Raw genomic sequence first — 19128 nt, forward strand, 5'->3', positions numbered from 1 at the left:
GCCCGCTCATCGGTTCCGGTTCGCGGCCAGCTCGGCCACCTTCCTGACCGCCGATTCCAGCGCATAGTCGGCGTCCGCCACGGCTCCTTTGACATTGGCGTTGAGCGCCGCCACCACCTTCATCGCCGCCGCGACGCTGTCGCGCGACCAATACCGCGCCTGCTTCTGGGCCTTCTGCACCCGCCACGGCGGCATTCCCAGCTGCGACGCCAGCCGATAGGGATCGCCCGACAGCGGCCCGACCCGACCGATCGTGTGGACCGCTTCGGCCAGCGCGTCGGCCAGCACCACCAGCGGCTCCCCGCGCATCATCGCCCACCGCAGCGCTTCGGCCGCTCCCGCGACGTCGCCGGCCACCGCCTTGTCCGCGATGTCGAACCCCTTCACCTCGGCTTTGCCGCTGTGATAGCGGCGGACCGCGGCGGCGTTCACGACCCCGCCCGTGTCGGCGACCAGCTGCGAACAGGCTGCCGCCAGCTCCCGCACGTCGGAGCCGACCGCGTCCAGCATGGCGGTGACGGTCTCCTCGTCGACCTTGACGCGCAGCACACGAAACTCCTTGCGGACGAAGTCAATTCGCTCGCTGGCCTTGGTGATCCGCGCGCACGGATGCACAACGGCGCCCAGTGACTGCAACTCGGCGGCCAGCGCCTTGGCCCGCCCGCCGCCCGAATGCACGACCACCAGCATCGTGCCCAGCGGGACGTCGGCCGCGGCCGAGGCGATCACCGCGGCCGCCTCCTTGCCGGCTTCGCCGGCGGATTCCAGCACGACGATGCGCTCGTCACCGAACAGTGACGGACTCAGCAGCTCGGCGAGTTCGTAGGTACTGACGTCACCGGCCCGCATGCGGCTGACCGGAACGTCGTCGATCCCGGCCCGCTGGCGCGCCGCCCGCAATACGTCCGCCACCGCCCGCTCGACCAGCAGCTCCTCGTCTCCCAGGACCAGGTGCAACGGCGAAACCTCTGTCACCCCACGATGGTGTCACGACGGACCGACTACGCCGCCGCGGGATCCACCAGCTTCGACAACCACCAAGCCAGCGCGCAGAGGGCAGCCGTCAACCCGCCCAGGCCAACCGCGGCGGCAAACCAGCGCCGGCCGCGCAGCCTCGTGACCGCCAGGACGATCAGCGCGGTCACCCCGGCGACCAGCACCACTCCCGGCACCCCGGACGGAACGGGCAGCGTTGCCCCGGGCGCGCCCGCCGACCATTGCGCCACCCGCACCACCCACCACAGTTCGGGGCCTGTGAAACGGACCAACACTTGTGCGCCGGGCGGCCACACCACGCTCAGCACGGCCGCCACGCTGCCGAGCACGGTGATCGGCGCGATGACCGGCGCCGCCGCGATGTTGGCGCCCACTGCCACCAGGCTGACCCGCCCGGAGATGCCCGCCACCAGTGGAGCGGTCACGACATGTGCGGCCGCCGCGATCGCCAGGGCGTCGGCCAGCGGCTTGGGGCAGCCTCTCCCCGCCAGGCGCCGCGACCAGACCGGCGCGACCAACACCAACGCCGCCGTCGCGATCGCCGACAGCGCGAAGCCCACGTCGACGGCCAACTGCGGGGCCAGCGCCAGCAAGACCAGCACCGCGGCGCAGAGCGCCGGGATGGCTTGCCGCCGCCGCGAAGACAGCAACCCCGCCAGCCCGATGGCACCCATCACGGCCGCCCGCAACACGCTCGCCGTCGGTTCCACGAGAATGACGAACGCGACCAGCGTCATGGCGGCGAGGACGACGGCCGCCCGGGGACCGATCAGGCGCGCCGAGAACAGCACGGCCGCGCACACGATCGTCACGTTGGCGCCCGACACCGCCATCAGGTGCGTCATCCCCGCCGCGCGAAAGTCCCGGTCGGTCTCGGCGGGAACCGCCGAAGTGTCGCCCAGCACCAGCGCGGGCAGCATCGCCGCCTGGTCGACGGGCAACGCGCCGCGAACCGCGGCGACGAATCGGCCCCGCACCGTGTGCGCCGCCCGGTGCACGGCGCCGGCGGTGCCCAGGGTCGGGTGGCCCGATGCGTTGAGCACAGCGACGGTGAGGTCGCGGCGGGTCGGGCGGCTGATCCGTGCGGTGAACCGCATTGGCCGGCCCACCATCAACCCGTCGGCTTCCGATTCGAACTCCGAGGCACGCGCGAAGACGACCACCCGCCCCGAGATCTGCGCGTCGCGCAGGCGCTGCAGCGTGGCGCGAAACATGAGCCGGCCGCGACCCAACGACACCGGGCTCTCCGTGGGGGTGACCGTCACCGGGGCGGCCGTCCCGAACGCCGCCGTGATCGGGTGGTGATCGACCGCTTCGGCGCGCAGCGCGACCGCAAAGCCGAACCCCGCGCCGGTGACGCCGACCGCGACCAGGCCGGCGCTGACGGCCCGGTGCCTCCCGGTTTCGCCCCGCCGGCACGTGGCGCGCCACACCAGCGCGCCGGCGGCGGCAACCAACAAAAGACAGAACCCCGCGATCACCCGGCCGATCGGCCACCAGATCCCGGCGGCGGTCACCACCCAGCAGGTGAGCCCGGCCGGCACCAGGCGCGCGTCAACGCGTGCCCCCGATTCGGCGCGACCGGATTCCCGCACCGGTGTTCAGACACGGACCAGGGCGCGCAACTTCTCCAACCGCGCGGGCCCGATGCCGTCGACGTCGGCGAGCTGGTCGACGGTGGTGAATTTGCCGTTGGCCTGCCGCCAGGCCACGATCGCGGCGGCCGTGACCGGCCCGATGCCGGGCAGGGCGTCCAAGTCCTCCACGGTCGCGGTGTTGAGGTCGAGCACCTCCCCCGCCTTCGGCTTCCCCGGCCCTGCTCCGGTCCGCGGTGGCGGCGGCTTGGACGTCGGTGTGGAACCGGAGGCCACCGAGCTTCCCAACGCCGCCGGCCGCCCGCGGACGGGCGGAAGCCCGACGACGATCTGCTCGCCGTCGCCGAGCGGACGCGCCATGTTCAGCCCGACGGTGTCCGCGCCGTTCACCGCGCCGCCCGCGGCCTGCAGTGCGTCGGCGACGCGCGCCCCGGGCGCCAGGGTGACCAGTCCCGGGCTGTGCACCAGGCCCACCACGCTCACCACCACTGGCCGGTCGGGGCCGGCACTGGGGTTCGCCGACGACTTGGGGCTCGCCGTCGACGCCTTCTCGACCGGCGGCAGTTTGGCCGACATCACCGGCGCCGGCCGGTCGCGCAGCAGCGTGAACACCGTGACCAGAACGGCCAGCGCGGCCACGATCGCCAACCCGATGGCACCGGCACGCCCCGGGTCGGCGCGCAGCCTGCCCACCCAACCCCTATCCGGCGACACATCGGGCAGCCACCGCGGCAGCAGCGAATTCTGGTCCTCGTCCACCGCCTGCCCGGCCGACGTCGACGCGGCGCCGTCGGGCTCGGCGTCCGGTTCGGCACCGAGTCGCCGCTGCAGACGCTCGGCGGGAAGTTCTGTTCGCATGCGCCGACCGTAGGTGCGCCGACCGCCAGATCGGCCCCCGCCCGGCGGGGCCGCGACCCCGACTGTGGACTAAACCGAGGCTGTGCACAACCGCTGTACGGGATGGGTCAAGATGGAACCAAGAACGCATCGCCAGAACCGGGCATCCCTCCGACGCTGGTAGCCACGTTCACCCCCAGACGACAGGAGATCGCCGTGCAACTGGCGCTCACACCGGAGGAAGCCGCGTTCCGCGACGAGCTCCGCACCATCTACACCACCAAGATTCCGGAGGAGCTGCGCGAGCGGGTGCGCCGGGGCTCGGCGGAGGTGAACCACGAGGACATCGTCACCAGCCACAAGATCCTGCACGAGCACGGTCTGGCGGTACCGAACTGGCCGGTCGAGTGGGGCGGCAAGGACTGGACGGCCACCCAGCATCAGATCTGGGCCGACGAGATGCAGCTGGCGTGCGTCCCGGAGCCGCTGAACTTCAACACCAAGATGGTGGGGCCGGTGATCGCCGAATTCGGTTCGGAGGAAGTCAAACAACGCTTCCTGCCGCCGACGGCCAGCCTCGACATCTGGTGGTGTCAGGGGTTCTCCGAGCCCGAGGCCGGTTCGGATCTGGCGTCCTTGCGCACCACCGCGGTGCGGGACGGCGACAGCTACGTCGTCAACGGGCAGAAGACGTGGACCACGCTCGGCCAGTACGCGGACTGGATCTTCTGCCTGGTTCGCACCGACCCGCAGGCGCCCAAGCGGCAGGCGGGCATCTCGTTTCTGCTGTTCGACATGAAGACCCCCGGCATCACGCTGCGTCCGATCAAGACGATCGACGGCGGCCACGAGGTCAACGAGATCTTTTTCGAAGACGTCCGGGTGCCCGCCAACCAGCTTGTGGGAGAAGAGAATAAGGGCTGGACGTACGCCAAATTCCTGCTGGGCAACGAACGCACCGGCATCGCCGGTGTCGGCCGGACCAAGGTGCGACTCTCCGAGGTGAAGAAACACGCGGCGGCCACCGGGGTGCTGCAGGATCCCCTGTTCGCGGCGCGCCTGGCCGAGGCCGAAAACGAGTTGCTGGCACTGGAACTCACGCAGTCGCGGGTGGTCACGGACTCCGCCAACGGGCAGCCCAATCCGGCTTCGTCGGTGCTCAAATTGCGCGGCAGCCAATTGCAGCAGATCGCCACCGAGCTGCTCGTCGAGGTGGCCGGGCCCGATGCCCTGCCGGCCGACGGCGAAGGCATCGCGTCTCCGGACTGGGCGCAACACAGTGCGCCGCACTACCTCAACTACCGCAAGACGTCGATCTACGGCGGCAGCAACGAGGTGCAGCGCAACATCATCGCGTCCACCATTCTGGGATTGTGAGGCAGCCATGGACTTTCAGTTGACCGACGAGCAAACCCTGCTGCGCGACACGACCCGCGAACTGCTCTCACGCAGCTATGACCCGGAGAGCCGCAACAAGGTGATCGGCTCCGATCTGGGCTGGAGCCGCGAGGTATGGAGTCAGCTCGCCGACACCGGGATCCTCGGCCTCGGCTTCGACCCGGAGGAGGCGGGCCAGATCGAGATCATGGTCGTGCTCGTCGAGGCGGGGCGCCGGCTGGCTCCCGAACCGATCCTGCACGCCGGGCTGGCACCGGGTGCGCTGATCGCCGAGTTGGGCACCGAAGCCCAGAAGGAACAACTCGACGACGTCGCCGCCGGCCAACGACTGCTGGCATTCGCCCACCTGGAACCCGGTCACCGCAAGCCGACCGCGGACGTGGGCACCAAGGCTGTGCGGCAAGGAGATTCGTGGACATTGAGCGGGCGCAAGAACCCGGTGCTCGCCGGCGACTGCGCAGACGCCCTGGTGGTCAGCGCCGCCTTGCCGGACGGCGGCACCGGCCTGTTCCTGGTCGACGCAAGCGCGGTCACACGTCACCCGTACCGGACCTTCGATGGACAGCGCGGCGCGCAGGTCGACTTCGAGGCCACACCGGCGGAACCTTTGGGTGAAGCCGTCGACGCGTCGCAGGCCATCCGCGACGCGGTCATCCGCATCCAGGCTGGGCTGTGCGCCGAAGCGGTCGGGGCGATGGAGGAAGCGCTGCGGCTAACCACCGATTACCTCAAGACCCGCAAGCAGTTCGGCGTCACGCTCAACAAATTCCAGGCACTCACGCAGCGGGCGGCCGACATGTACGTGTCGCTGGAACTGGCGCGCAGCATGTGCCTGTACGCCTCGATGTCGATCGCCGACGGCAATTTCGACCCGGTGATCGCCTCGCGGGCCAAGCTGCAGATCGGTCGCTCGGGCCGGCACATCGCGCAGGAGGCGATCCAGCTGCACGGCGGAATCGGTGTGACGGCGGAATATCCGGTCGCGCACTACGCGGCCCGGCTCACCGCGATCGAACACACGCTGGGCACCTCCGGCGAGCACCTGCACAACCTGATCGACCACATCGGCGACTACGACCTGGCCCGTCTCTAGCGCATGGCCGAGCTCTCCGGCAGAGTCGTCGAGTTCCTGTCAGCCGGCACCCGTACCGGGATGCTCGGTTACGTCGCCGGCGACGGTCGGCCGCTTGTCGCGCCGGTGTGGTTCGTGGTCGACGGGGACCAGCTGGCGTTCAACACCGGCCGCGACACGTCCAAAGGCCGTGCCCTGCAACGCGATCCGCGAGTGGTGATCTGCGTCGACGATCCTCACCCGCCGTATTCGTTCGTTCAGGTGCAGGGCGTGGCGACGGTAAGCGAGGACCCGGCCGACGTGCTCGACGTCGCCACCCGAGCTGGCGCCCGATACATGGGCGCCGACCGCGCCGAGGAGTTCGGCCGCCGCAACTCCGCGCCCGGCGAACTTGTGGTGCGGGTGCGCCCGACCAAGGTCATCGCCGGTTTCGACATCAGCGACTGACGCCGGTGCCGAAGAATCCGAACCGGTTCGCCGCCCGGATCATCCTGGCGTGCCGACGGGTTCGACCGACTCCGGGGCCAGATCCGGCACCTGACTGGCCAGGTACTCGGCGAGCGAGCTGATCGTCGGATAGTCGAAAACCGCCGTGGCGCTGATGGTGAACGCGCCGCCGAACTGGCCGTACAACCGGTTACGGAGTTCGACCGCCATCAGTGAATCGGTGCCGAGGTCGAGGAAGCGGCTGGTTGCGGCGGGCGGTTGCGCAAGCCGCAGGAATTGTTGTACTTCCTGCTGCAGGAATTCCGTCAGGAAACTGACTCGCTCCGCCTCCGGCACCTCGTGCAGCTTCTCGAGCAGCTCGCTGTCGCCGGGTGTCGTCGCCGTGTCGCTCGGCAGCAAGTGGTCGAGAATCGGTGGGCGTGAACCGCGCAGCATCTTCGCGGCACGCTGCCAGTTGGCTTTGATAACGGCCGCCTGCCCCGTTCCGTGGGCGACGATTTCACCGAGCGCATTGAGGGCTGCCGTGGGTTCCATCGAAACCAGGCCTTGCGCACCGAGATTGGCTCGCGCCGCCTCCGAAGCGGCCATGCCACCCTGCGCCCAGGGACCGAAGTTGACACTGGTCGCGGGCAGGCCTTGCGCTCTGCGTTCGGCAACGAGCCCGTCGAGCAGCGCGTTGGCGGTTGCGTAGTTGGCCTGGCCGGGTGAACCGAGCACGCTGGAGATCGACGAGTAGAGGATGAAGAAGTCCAGATCGTCTTTCCTGGTCAATCGGTGCAAATTCCAGGCCCCCAGCGCTTTCGGCAGCAGCGCCGTCCGGAAGCGTTCGACACTCTGCTGCGGCAGCAGCGCGTCGTCGAGTACGCCCGCCAGGTGCACCACCCCCGCCAGCGGCGGCAGCTCCGCCCGGATCCGCTCCAGCAACTCCTCGACCTGGGACTCGTCGCCGACGTCGGCCGCAAGGGTGTGGATCCGGCAGCGGTAGCGCTCAGTGATGTTGGCGATCGTCTGTTGTGCGGCCGCATCGGGTGCGCGGCGGCCGGTCAGCACGATGTCACCGGCACCGAGTTGGGCCAGGTAGGACGCCGTGTGCAAGCCGAGGGCACCGAGGCCTCCGGTGATCAGATAGCTCCGATCGCCCTGCGGCTGCAGCGGATTCGGCATCTGCAGCACGATCTTGCCGATATGCCGCGCCTGCTGCATGCGCCGAAACGCGGTTTTGGCCTCGCTCAGCGGGTAGATCTCGGCGGACAGCGGTGCCCACTCGCCGCTGCCCAACCCGTCGGACACTTCGGCCAGCAGTCGCCGGATGCGCTCTGGGTCTTGCAGAATGGTCCCGTCCAGCGCAACCACTTCATAGTCGATATCGGGACGGGCCGCCGCCATTCGCTCCGGACTCCAGATGTCTCGCTTGGCGATCTCGGCGAAGCGACCGTTGTGGGCGGTGGCCCGCACGGTCGCTTCGACGAAGCCCTCGTTGGTCAGGCTGTTGAGCACCACGTCGACGCCGGCACCGCCGGTGTCGGCGAGGATCTGTTCGGCGAAATCCGTTGTGCGCGAGTCGTACACATACTCGACGCCCAACTTGCGCAGGGTCGCGCGCTTGTAGGCGCTGGCGGTGGCGAAGACGGTCGCCCCGTGCTGCTGCGCCATTTGAATGGCGGCCAGTCCGACACCACCGCTCGCGGCGTGAATCAGCACGCGGTCACCGGGCTTCAGCTGCGCCCAGTCGAACGCGAGCCGGGCCGTGAGTGCGGCAGCCGGAATGGTCGCCGCAGCCACCGCGCTGAGCCCGTGCGGCACCGGCGCCAGCAATTGAGCGGGAACATTGATCCGACTGGCAAACGCTCCCTGCATGAAGCCAAAGACGCGCTGGCCGACCTCGAATCCGGTTACGCCGGAACCTAACTCGGTGACGATACCGGAGAAGTCGCCACCGATCAGCCCCGGATCGCCCGGGTAGAGGCCCAGCACATTGAGCACATCCCGGAAGTTGAGACCGGCGGCCTCCACCCGAACTTGCACCTGGCCCGCAACCGGCGACAGCACTTCCGTCTCGGCGAGTCGCAAGTTGTCGATGGCGCCGCGTTCAGTCGGCGCCAGGACATAGTCGCCTGCGCGCGGCACCGCAAGGTGACCGCTACGTACCCATGGCACCAGCCTCGATGCCAGGAACTTTCCTTGCCGCAGCGCCAGTTCCGGCTCTTGAACAGATCCGTCCGGTGCGCGTAGTAGGCGCGCTAGCGAGTGCGCGGCCGCCTCCGATCCGTCGTGGTCGATCAGCCTGCAGCGCAGCGTGGGCTGCTCGGCGATGGCGGTACGTCCCAGCCCCCACAGCGCCGCCTGCACCGGGTCTACCTGCTCGCCGGGTTCGGTCGCCACCGCTCGTTCGGTGATGATCGACAGCCCGCCAGGCAGTTGCACTCCCTCTTCGGCCAGCAGGGTGCGCATCGCGCCGAGGAGGTTGTCGACGTCGGCCTCCAGCCGAGCGCCGAATTCGTCACTCGACTCCTCCGCGTTCGGTCGGCCCCTGCCGCGCCAAACGATGCCGGTGACCGGCGCACCGCTCTCCTGCGCGTGCGCGATGAGCTGCTGCCAGCCCCGCCGGCCCATCGCCCCTTCGGACCGGATACAACCCGGCAACTCGGCCGCCAGCTCGTCGAACCCTGCGACCAGCCATGTGCCGTGGGCCTTTTCGCCGGGCCCGGGATCGCTGATCGGCTCCGGCACCGGCACCTCATGCCAGCCGAGCGTGTACAGCAGCCGGGAAACGTCGCCGCCAAGCCCGCGCAACAAGGCTTCCCGGGGCGCGCGTTTGACGGTGAACTCGCGTATCCCGCCCAGGTGACGGCCATTCCGATCCACGAAATCGAGATCGAAGACCTGAGTTTCGCTTTCGACGCCGCCGGTACGCCACTTCGCGCGGCAATAGAACCGCCGCGGCATCCGATCCGACAACACCACCCGCCCGTACCGCAGCGGGAGAAACAGATCCGGAACCGCTCCCCGTTCGGTCGCCGCTAGCAGCGCCGGGAAGGCCGGGAAGGCGACGCCGGTGCACAGGTCCAGCAGCACCGGATGGACCGGCTCACTTCCCAGGTGTTCGGCGAGTTCATCGCCGACGACGACATCGCCGACCGCCTCACCTTCGCCCACCCACAGCGATTTCAGGCACGTCGACCAGGTGGGACCCCACGCCAGCTCCATGTCGGCGAAGGTGTCGAACAGCTGCTGGGGACGGGTGCGGTTCAACCGCTCGATCGCCGCGTCGACGGGGTCCGCCGGATCAACTGCCGGCTCTTCGTCGACACCGGTGAAGACGGCGCCATCGGCGTTCAGCGCCCACTCGGCATCGCGGACGCCATATGGGCGGCTGTGCACTTGGAAGGTCCAGCCGCCGCGATCCTCGGAGGGATGCAATGTCAGCTGCACCTCGCGAGATTGCTTGTCGGCCAAGATGATCGGCTCATAGAAGAAGACGTCTCGCACGTGAGCCGGCGTCCCCACCGCCGCGAGGGCCATCGCCGCGTAGGTCGCGCCCGGAACGACGACGGTGCCATAAATGACGTGATGGGACAGCCACGGCTGGGACTTGACGGACAACCGGCTGGTATAGACGACGTCACCCGAGGCGAGGTCCTTTTCAGCGCCCAAGATGGCGGATACCGTGCCGCCCTGGGCATCGGTGCCCGCGATCCCGGACGCCTTGGGCCAGAAGTGCCGGCGCTGGAACGGATAGGTGGGCAGGTCGAGCCTGCGGCGTGGGAGTCGTTGCAGCGCAGCGAACTCGGGCCGATGTCCGGCGACGTACGCCGCGGAAAGCGCTTCGGCCATCTGGCGCCGGGCGCCCGCGCCCTTGCGCAGGGAGACGATCGCCCGTGGTGCCGGCGAGTGTTCCGGCCAGACCTGCACCGCAGCCGCGGTCAGAATCGGTTGCGGACCGATCTCCATCAACACCGAGCATCCCAGCGCTGCCAGCGTGCGGACGCTCTCGGTGAACTGCACCGGCTGGCGGGAATGCCGCCGCCAGTATTGCGCGTCGAGCGCGGTTTCCGCCGTGAGCACGGCGCCGGTGCGGTTGCAAACCAGCGGCCGTGTCGGGGTGGCGAACTGCAGCCGCGCCGCATACGACTCGAATTCGTCGAGTGCCGGCTCCAGCAGCTCCGAGTGGAAGGCGTGGCTGGTATCCAGCCAGGTGCAGCGGATCCCGTCATCGCTGAAGGTCGCCACAATCTCTTCCAGATCGGCACCCGGACCCGACAGCACCGTATTGCGGCCGTTGTAGGCGGCGACCGAGACGCCGGAGAACTGCTTGGCGGCGTCCTCCACCTGCTCGGCGTCGGCGAACACCGCCACCATTCGGCCGCCCTCGGGCAGATTGCCGAAGAGCCGGCCGCGTTCGGCCATCAACCGTGCCCCGTCCTCGAGGCTGAACACTTCGGCCACGCACGCCGCGGCATACTGGCCGACGCTGTGCCCGAGCACAACGTCGGGTTCGATGCCCCACGACTGCCACAACCGGGCCAGGCCCATCTCGATGGCGAAGAGTGCCGGCTGAGCAAAGGAGGTGTGCCGCAACGCGTCTCCCCCGCTGTCCCGGTCGGTGTCGAACACCACTTCCAGCAACGGACGTGGCAGCAGACCTTCGACCGCTTCCGCGCACCTCGTCACCGTTTCGGCGAATACCGGCTCCGAGTCGAACAATTCGCGAGCCATCCCCGGGTACTGGCTGCCCTGGCCGGTGAACAGCCACGCCGTCTTCGGCGGGTCGGCACACTCGCCGCGGACCACACCCGGTCGCACCCGGCTCTCGGCCAATTCGGCCAATGCGTCGCGGGCGCCCTTGACGGAATCGACGACCAGCGCGGCGCGGTGTTCGAAATGCGAACGCCCGACGCCGGCCGTGAAGCACACATCGACGATGTCGACCTCGGGGTGTGCGTCAAGCCAGGTGGCGTAGCGCTGCGCCAACGCCGCCAACGCCTGCGGCGAGCGCGCCGACAAGGGAAACACGGCGATCTGGTCACCCGAGGCGCCCGACTCCGGCGCCGTCGCATCATCGTTTGCGGGGTCGCCGGCCACCGTTTGCGGCGGCGCCTCCTCGATCAGCACATGGGCGTTCGTGCCGGTGAACCCGAACGAGCTCACTCCGGCCCGGCGGGGCCTGCCGTTGGTCTGCCAGGGCATCGCCCTGTCGACCACCCGCACCGGCAACGAGTCCCAAGGAATATGCGGCGAGGGATTCTGGAAATGCAGGTTCTGCGGCAGAACCTCGTGCTGCAGAGACAACACGACCTTGATCAAACCCGCGACCCCCGCGGCCGACTCGAGGTGGCCGAGGTTGGTCTTCGCCGAGCCAATGAGCAACGGCCGGTTCGGGTCACGGCCGGCACCGTAGACGGCCGCGGCGGCCTGCACCTCGATCGGGTCACCCAGGGAGGTACCAGTGCCGTGCGCCTCGAGGTAATCGATGTCTGGACCGGCAACACCGGCACGGGCCAGCGCCGCGGAGATAAGCCGTTGCTGCGCACCCCCGTTGGGCACCGTCAGACCGCTGGAGGCGCCGTCCTGATTGACCGCGCTGCCCCGGATGACGGCGCAGATGCGGTCGCCACTGCGCTGCGCATCGCTCAGCCTCTTGAGCACCAGAACACCGCAGCCTTCACTGCGCACATAGCCGTCGGCGGCGGCGTCGAAGGTCTTGCACCTTCCGTCCGGCGACAACATCCGGGCACGGGAGGCGGCGACGATCGAGGCCGCACTCAGCAAGACGTTCACCCCGCCGGCCAACGCCAGATCGCAGTCACCGGAGTGCAACGCCTGGCAAGCCTGATGGACGGCCACCAGCGAGGAGCTGCAGGCGGTGTCCACCGCCACGGCCGGTCCTTCCAGCCCGAGCGCGAAGGCGACTCGACCCGCGATGGCATTGAGCGCGTTGCCGGTGATGAAGTGGGCTTCGATGCTCTCGACCGAGTCCCGCGACAGCAGGTGTGAGTATTCGTTGGCGGCCACGCCGACGAAGATGCCGCTTCGGCTACCGCGCAGGGAGGCAGGGGAATACCCGGCGCGTTCCAGGCCCTCCCAAGCGATCTCCAGCATCAAGCGTTGCTGCGGGTCCATCCATAAGGCCTCGCGCGGGGAGATACCGAAGAACTCCGGATCGAATTGGTCGATCCCGTCGAGGAATCCGCCGCTGCGGCTGTAGATCTTGCCCGGTGTTTCGGGATCCGGGTCGTAGTACTCGTCGATTTCGAAGCGGTCATCCGGGATCTCCCGGATCGCGTCAACAGCGCCGGACAGGACCTCCCAATACGCTTCGGGATCGGGCGAGGCCGGAAAACGGCACGCCACCGCGACGATCGCGATCGGCTCGTCCGCGGACCCGGTCGACATCGACGGCGGCTGGGCAGCCGCCTTGGAGCCCGCCTGCGCGGTGAGGCCGAGGACGTCGGCGAGCAGGTACTCCGCCACGTCGGTGACGCGCGGATAGTCCATCGCCAGGGTTGCCGGCAGTTCCTTGCCCACCGCATGCTCCACGCGGCGGCGCAATTCGACCGCCATCAGCGAATCCATGCCCAGGTCGAAGAATCCGGCCTCCTCGCGAATCTCCGCCGCGTCGATCCGTGTCACCTCGGCGACGACATCGCGCAGGTAATCGACGAGGAGTTTCTTCCGCTGCTGCGCTGGGGCGAGGGTGAGCTGTTCCACGAACCGCGTGGGCCCAGAGGAAGGTTCGGGGGCCGTTACCGACTCGGGCACCTCGCGTCCGAGCTCTTCGAGGAAGGACCGCTTGCCCGCCTGCTGATAGAGCGGCAGGAAACGGGACCAGTCGATCCGAGCCACCACCCCTTGCGTCGCAGAAGCGACCATGAGCTCGGCCATTCCGGCCAGCGCGTCTGCGGGCGGCAACGTGCGGACTCCGCGTTGCTCCAGTCGCGCACGCGCGTCTTCGTCGGCCATGCCGGCCGTCCACGGACCGAAGTTGACGCTCACCGCAGTGATGCCCTGCTCGCGGAGCCGCCAGGACAATCCGTCCAGGAAGGCGTTGGCCGCGCCGTAGGCGGTCTGGCCAAAGCTGCCCCATACCGAGGCGATCGAGGAGGTGCTGAGGAAGAAGTCCAGCGGCAGGTCCGCGGCAGCTTCGCTCAAATGCCAAGCACCCCAGACCTTTCCCGCGAACACCCGATCCACTTCGGCATCGTCCAAGTGGCGCAGCGGCGTGTTACCGATCTCTCCGGCGGCATGGACGATCCCGGCGAGCGGCGGCAGTTCGGCCTGCACGGTGGCCAGCAGGCGGGCAACGTCGTGTGGATTGGCGACATCCGCTGTGATGACCTGCGTTTGGCAGCCCCACTGTTCGCGCATGGCATCGATGCGCCGTTGCGCTGCATCACTGGGCGAGCGCCGGCCCGTCAGTACCAGGTGCCCGGCACCGTGCGCGGCCAGGTATCCGGCGATTTCCAGTCCCACCGCACCCAATCCACCGGTCACCAAATAGGTGGCGTCAGCACGCAAGGCGAGCGGTGTTGCGATCGGCCGCCCTTCGCGCCGGGTCAGCCGGGCAACATAGACACCTTCGTCTCGCAGCGCGACTTGGTCTTCGCCACGCGGCACTGCCACAACCTGACCGATCAACCGGGTCCACTCGTCGGCAGTACCTTCGGACAGATCAGCCAGGCCGCCCCACAACTGCGGATGCTCCAGGGAAGCGGCGCGCCCGAACCCCCACAGACAGGACTGTGCGGGCCGTACGCTGTCGGCGGCGGTGACGCGTTGCGCGCCACGGGTTATCAGCCAGATGGGTGCGCGGATTTCGGCGGCGGCCGCGGCGCGAAAGAGTCGACGCGTTCCGCCCAGAACATGGTGTTGCATCCGCAACAAGGAGCGCATCGATGGCGCATTGCCCCGATCGAGACCCGCGCAATGCAGGATGCGTAGCGCCGGTTGCTCTGCCGCCGCCGCGCGCAGCGTCGATTCGAGCCGCTCCTCGTCGGCGTCGGACACCGGCAGCCCGACGATCCGGAACGGCTGACCCTGAGCGGTCAGCGCGTCGACTAACGGTGCGACCGCTTCGGGGTCATCGCCGATCAACAGCCAGGAGACGGTGTCCGCGCGCGTGGCCGCGGCATCGGATTTGTCCCAACGGATCTCGTACCGAGCATCCGCAATGGACTCGTTTTCCCGCTGTTGGTTGTGTTGTGCCGCAAGCCTGGTCAGCACGTCGGTGGTCTGCCGGCTGGGGTTCGCACCGTCGATCAGCGCGGCAAGTTCCTCGATCCGGCCGTCCTCGAGAAGCTGGACGGCTTCGGTGCGCGTGGCATCGGTTTTCCCGGTCGTCTGGGTGGGCGGAACGTCGTTGTCCCGGAACCAGTACCGGCGATGCTGGAACGGATAGGTGGGCAAGTCGAGCTTGCGCGTCGGCCCCTGTTGCAGAGCCCCGAAGTCGGGCAGGTGACCGCCGGTGTAGGCGGTGGCAAGGGCTTCGATGATCTGGCGGTGGTCGCCGCCGGTTCGGCGCAACGACGCGATCGCCCGCGGCGCCGCCGCCGGGTCAGGCCATGCCCGCAAAGCCGCGGCGGTGAGCACCGGTTGCGGACCCACCTCCAGCAGCATGGCGCAGCTGAGATCGGCCAGGGTGGCCACACTCTTGGCGAATTCGATCGGCTGGCGCGCGTGGCGGCGCCAGTACGGCCCATCGAGTTTCGCATTCCGGCCGAGGGCGGCGCCGGTGCGGTTGCATACCAAAGTCCGTTGTGGCGAGCGGAAGTCGAATCGGCTTGCGTACGACTCGAATTCATCGAGGGCCGGGTCCAGGAGCGCCGAATGGAACGCGTGGCTGGTGTCCAGCGACTCGCACCGAACACCGTCGGTGGTCAAGCTGGCCACCGCCCGGTCGAGATCCTCTGCGGGGCCCGACAGCACGGTATTGGCACCGTTGTAGGCGGCCACCGAGAGCCGCGGGAACTCGTCGGTGAAGCCCTCGACCCGCTCCGCGGCCGCGAAGACCGCCACCATCCGACCGCCTGCCGGCAAACCGCCGAAGAGGCGGCCGCGTTCGGCGAGCAACAACGCTCCGTCTTCGAGGCTGAACACACCGGCGACGCATGCGGCGGCATACTGGCCGACGCTGTGACCCAGCACCACGTCGGGTTCGAGGCCCCACGACTGCCAGAGCCTGGCCAAGCCCATCTCCACGGCGAACAACGCGGGCTGGGCGTAGTTTGTCCGCCGCAGATCTTCGGAGCTGCCGGGGTCGAAAATGACTTCCAGCATTGGCTTTTCGAGCGTGCCATCGACCACCGCCGCGCAACGGGTCATCGTTTCGGCGAACACCGGTTCGGTCTCGAACAACTCCCGGGCCATGCCGGCGAACTGGCTGCCTTGACCCGGGAACAACCACGCCGTCTTCGGCCTGTCGTCGCACGTTCCCCGCACCAAACCCGGTGCGGGACGGTCGTCGGCGAGCGCCCCGAGCAACTCGGCGGCGGACTCCGTCGAATTGACCATCAACGCGGCGCGGTGCTCGAAGTGAGCTCGCCCGACGCCGGCGGTGAAGCACAGCTCTGACAGGCTGGTTTCGGGACGCGCGCTCAACCAGCTGCGGTATCGATCGGCGAGCTGCGCCAAGGCTGCGGGGGTGCGTGCCGACAGCGGCAGCACGCTGAATCGTCCGTCCGCGGTCTGCGCGACGGGTACCGCGGACGCAGCGAGCTGGGGCGCTTCCTCGAGGATGACGTGCGCGTTGGTCCCGGAGAACCCGAACGAACTGACCCCCGCAACCCGGGGTCGACCGTTGCGCTCCCAGCTGGTGGCCTCGTCCACCACCCGCACCGCAAGCCGATCCCACGGGATGTAGGGCGATGGGTTCTCGAAGTTCAGGTGCTTCGGCAATACCTGGTGCTCGAGCGACAGGACGACCTTGATGATCCCGGCGATCCCCGCGGCGGCTTCCAGATGCCCGATATTGGTCTTCACCGACCCGATCAACAGCGGCCGGCCCGCATCACGGCCCTCGCCGAGTACCGCGGCCGCGGCCTGGACTTCGATCGGGTCGCCCAGCGATGTCCCGGTCCCGTGCGCCTCCAGGTATCCCACGTCGCGGGCTGAGACGCCGGCGCGCTTCAGCGCCTCGGCGATGACGCGCTGCTGGGCGACACCGTTCGGCACGGTCAACCCGCCCGATGCGCCGTCCTGATTCACCGCGCTGCCGCGGACCACAGCCCGAATCCGGTCACCGTCGCGGATCGCGTCGTCGAGCCGTTTCAGGACGACGACACCGCAACCTTCACCGCGCACGTAGCCGTCCGCGGCCGCGTCGAATGTCTTGCAACGGCCATCCGGCGCGAGCATGTGTGCCCGCGAAAAGGTCATCATGGTGGCGGGGCTGAGCAGGACATTCGCACCGCCGGCCAGCGCGACGTCACATTCCCCCAGCCGCAGCGCTTGGCAAGCCTGATGGACCGCCACCAACGACGAACTGCACGCGGTATCGACGGTGACGGCCGGGCCCTGCAACCCCAACCGGTAACTGATCCGGCCGGCTGCCGCGGCGGCCGCAGTCCCGATCGCCATGTACGCGTCGATCGCGTCGTACTTCAGCTCATCCGAGACCATCGCCAGGTAGTCATGGGTGGACAGACCAATGAAAACCCCGGTGTTGGTATTCGCCAAAGCCGTTGGGGCCGTGCCCGAATGCTCCACCGCCTGCCATGCCGTCTCCAGTAACAGCCGATGCTGCGGGTCCATCAGCATCACCTCACGCGCCGACACCCCGAAGAACGGCGCGTCGAACCCCACGGCGTCGTCGACGAAGCCCGCCCGTCGGCTCACAATCTTCCCGGGCGCGTCGGCATCGGGGTCGAAGAATTCCTCGACACCCCACCGGTCCGGGGGCACCTCTGACACCGCATCCCGCCCGTGCTGCAGCACGTCCCAGAACTCCGACGCGTCAGCAGCACCCGGAACACGCGCTGCGTAGCCGACTATTGCGAAACCCGATGGCTTCTCCATTGGAGCTTCGACGGTTGCCATGCATCTGTCCTCTCGCATCGACCCGCGAAGGTAGATCCCCGGGGCCGGCCTCCGGCGACGGGTCCGTAGCGCTGGACCAAACCGTATGACCCGACCACTGCACCACATGCCGACCCGATACGCAGGAGAATCGTTCCCCCCGCGGCGAGTAGTGTCGCCGGATGCCAGACTGCGTCCCACGCCGGGCCGCCCATCACCCTAGTGGGTAGCCCCGCCTGTCGCCGAGCACGTCCAGCCCGGCATGTCGGGGACGGTGGGTGCCGAAGAAGCTATCTTGATCTCGCCACCGGCCGGCCGGAACTGCAGCCCTCCGGAACGAGGAGAAGACATTGCGCATCGGGAAGATCACCATCGGCTCAATCCGTGATTGGTCGCCGAGCCCAGGTGTTGTCATCTCCTGGCACCCGACGCCCACGGCCCGGGATAGGGCCCGGCAAGCGCCGGTCAGTGCGGTGCCCGTCAGCTACATGCAGAGCCAGCATCTTCGGGGTTATCACCGGCAAACGACCTCGGGACTCGACTATTCACGGCAAATCATCGCGACCTGCGAAGTCCCCGGCCAGTGCGACATTTCCGCCATGAATGAGGCGCTCAATGCATATTTGCGCCGGCATGACACGTACCGCAGCTGGTTTGAGCACACCGACGCGGGCGACATCATTCGGCATACCATCGAGGATCCCGCCGATATCGAATTCGCGCCCACCGACCACGGCGAAATGGCCGTTGACGACTTGCACGACCATGTGGTGGCCACACCCGATCCGCTGCACTGGGAGTGCTTCAGCTTCGGGATTGTCCAAAACGAGAATCACTTCACCTTCTACGCGAGCATTGACCACGTCCACGGGGACGCGGCGCTGATCGGCATCACGATGGTGGAGTCCCACGCGATGTACACGGCGTTGACGGGTGGCGCCGGGCCCCTTGCGCTGCCCGCCGCCGGCAGCTTTGCCGATTTCTGCGCCGAAGAGCGGCGGTACACGTCAGACTTGACCGTGGATTCGCCGCAGGTACGCGCGTGGATTGACTTCGCCGAGAACAACGATGGAAGCCTGCCGGAGTTCCCTTTGCCGCTGGGAAATCCGTTGGAGCCCAGCAAGAGTGAGATGATCACGGACACCTTGATGGACGCGCAACAAACCGCGAGATTCGAAGCGGCCTGCTCGGCGGCGGGTGCGCGCTTCGTCGGCGGCTTGTTCGCCTGCCTCGCGCAGGTGGAACACGAATTCACCGGTGCCGCCACCTATTACGGACTCACCCCCAGAGATACTCGAAAAACTTCGGACAACTTCATGACCCAGGGTTGGTTTACCGGCTTGGTTCCGATCATCGTGCCGATTGCCGCTGTGTCCTTTTGTGACGCGGCCTGGGCGGCGCAGAGTTCCTTTGACTCGAGTCTGAACATGGCGAAGGTCCCCTATTACCGCGTGCTGGAATTGGCGCCGTGGCTGAGCAGGCCCCGCCCGAACTTTCCGGTGACAAATTTTTTGCATGGGGATGCCGCTCCGATGAACGCCGTGCTCGCGGCAGCTGAGATGGGCTACACCAACAACATTGGGATCTACTCCGACGGAAGATATTCGTATCAGCTAACGATCTATACCTTCCGGTACGAGGAAGGCACCGTAATGGCGATAATGTTTCCAGACAACGCGGTTGCCCGAAAATCAGTCGCCCGGTATGTCGCGGCGATGAAGTCCGTGTGTATGCGGGTCGCTGATAGCGGGCATTGGGGGCGCGTTGCCTAGC

8 protein-coding genes are annotated in these 19128 nt (G+C 68.0%); 4 read left to right on the forward strand and 4 right to left on the reverse strand.

Going from position 1 to position 19128, the window contains the following annotated elements; translation table 11 throughout:
- Positions 1-6: 6 nt before the first annotated feature.
- The 3 genes from holA to A5781_RS07455 are packed head-to-tail and all read right to left on the reverse strand — an operon-like array spanning position 7 to position 3449.
- The gene (gene holA / locus A5781_RS07445) at positions 7-975 is read right to left on the reverse strand and encodes a DNA polymerase III subunit delta (RefSeq protein ID WP_067203339.1); all 969 of its coding nucleotides are present in this window, start codon (positions 973-975) and stop codon (positions 7-9) included.
- Positions 976-1001: 26 nt separating this feature from the next.
- A complete protein-coding gene (locus A5781_RS07450; protein ID WP_067203342.1) occupies positions 1002-2591 on the reverse strand; it encodes a ComEC/Rec2 family competence protein in 1590 nt (529 codons plus the stop codon).
- A 6-nt stretch (positions 2592-2597) separates the two neighbouring features.
- Positions 2598-3449: a ComEA family DNA-binding protein gene (locus A5781_RS07455; RefSeq protein WP_067203345.1), complete on the reverse strand. Its 852-nt coding sequence runs from the start codon at positions 3447-3449 to the stop codon at positions 2598-2600.
- Positions 3450-3644: 195 nt separating this feature from the next.
- On the opposite strand from A5781_RS07455, the gene A5781_RS07460 reads away from it, so the two are divergent.
- Genes A5781_RS07460 through A5781_RS07470 form a run of 3 tightly spaced genes read left to right on the forward strand, consistent with a single transcriptional unit; the run spans position 3645 to position 6345 of the window.
- On the forward strand, positions 3645-4805 hold the full coding sequence (locus A5781_RS07460) for an acyl-CoA dehydrogenase family protein (RefSeq protein WP_067203347.1): 1161 nt from the start codon (positions 3645-3647) through the stop codon (positions 4803-4805).
- Between the two features lie 7 nt (positions 4806-4812).
- Positions 4813-5919, forward strand: coding sequence for an acyl-CoA dehydrogenase family protein (locus tag A5781_RS07465; RefSeq protein WP_067203349.1), 1107 nt, complete (start codon positions 4813-4815; stop codon positions 5917-5919).
- 3 nt (positions 5920-5922) lie between these two features.
- Positions 5923-6345 carry a PPOX class F420-dependent oxidoreductase gene (locus tag A5781_RS07470; protein ID WP_067203352.1) on the forward strand — a complete coding sequence of 141 codons (423 nt, stop codon included), beginning with the start codon at positions 5923-5925 and terminating at the stop codon, positions 6343-6345.
- Between the two features lie 39 nt (positions 6346-6384).
- On the opposite strand, the gene A5781_RS07475 is transcribed toward A5781_RS07470, so the two are convergent.
- Positions 6385-17376 carry a type I polyketide synthase gene (locus A5781_RS07475; RefSeq protein WP_067203355.1) on the reverse strand — a complete coding sequence of 3664 codons (10992 nt, stop codon included), beginning with the start codon at positions 17374-17376 and terminating at the stop codon, positions 6385-6387.
- Positions 17377-17705: 329 nt separating this feature from the next.
- Here A5781_RS07475 and A5781_RS07480 point away from each other — a divergent pair, with 329 nt between their 5' ends.
- Positions 17706-19127: a condensation domain-containing protein gene (locus tag A5781_RS07480; RefSeq protein WP_067203358.1), complete on the forward strand. Its 1422-nt coding sequence runs from the start codon at positions 17706-17708 to the stop codon at positions 19125-19127.
- Position 19128 lies beyond the last annotated feature (1 nt).

The sequence above is a fragment of the Mycobacterium sp. 852002-30065_SCH5024008 genome (assembly GCF_001665645.1).
In the GTDB taxonomy this organism is placed as follows: domain Bacteria; phylum Actinomycetota; class Actinomycetes; order Mycobacteriales; family Mycobacteriaceae; genus Mycobacterium; species Mycobacterium paraffinicum.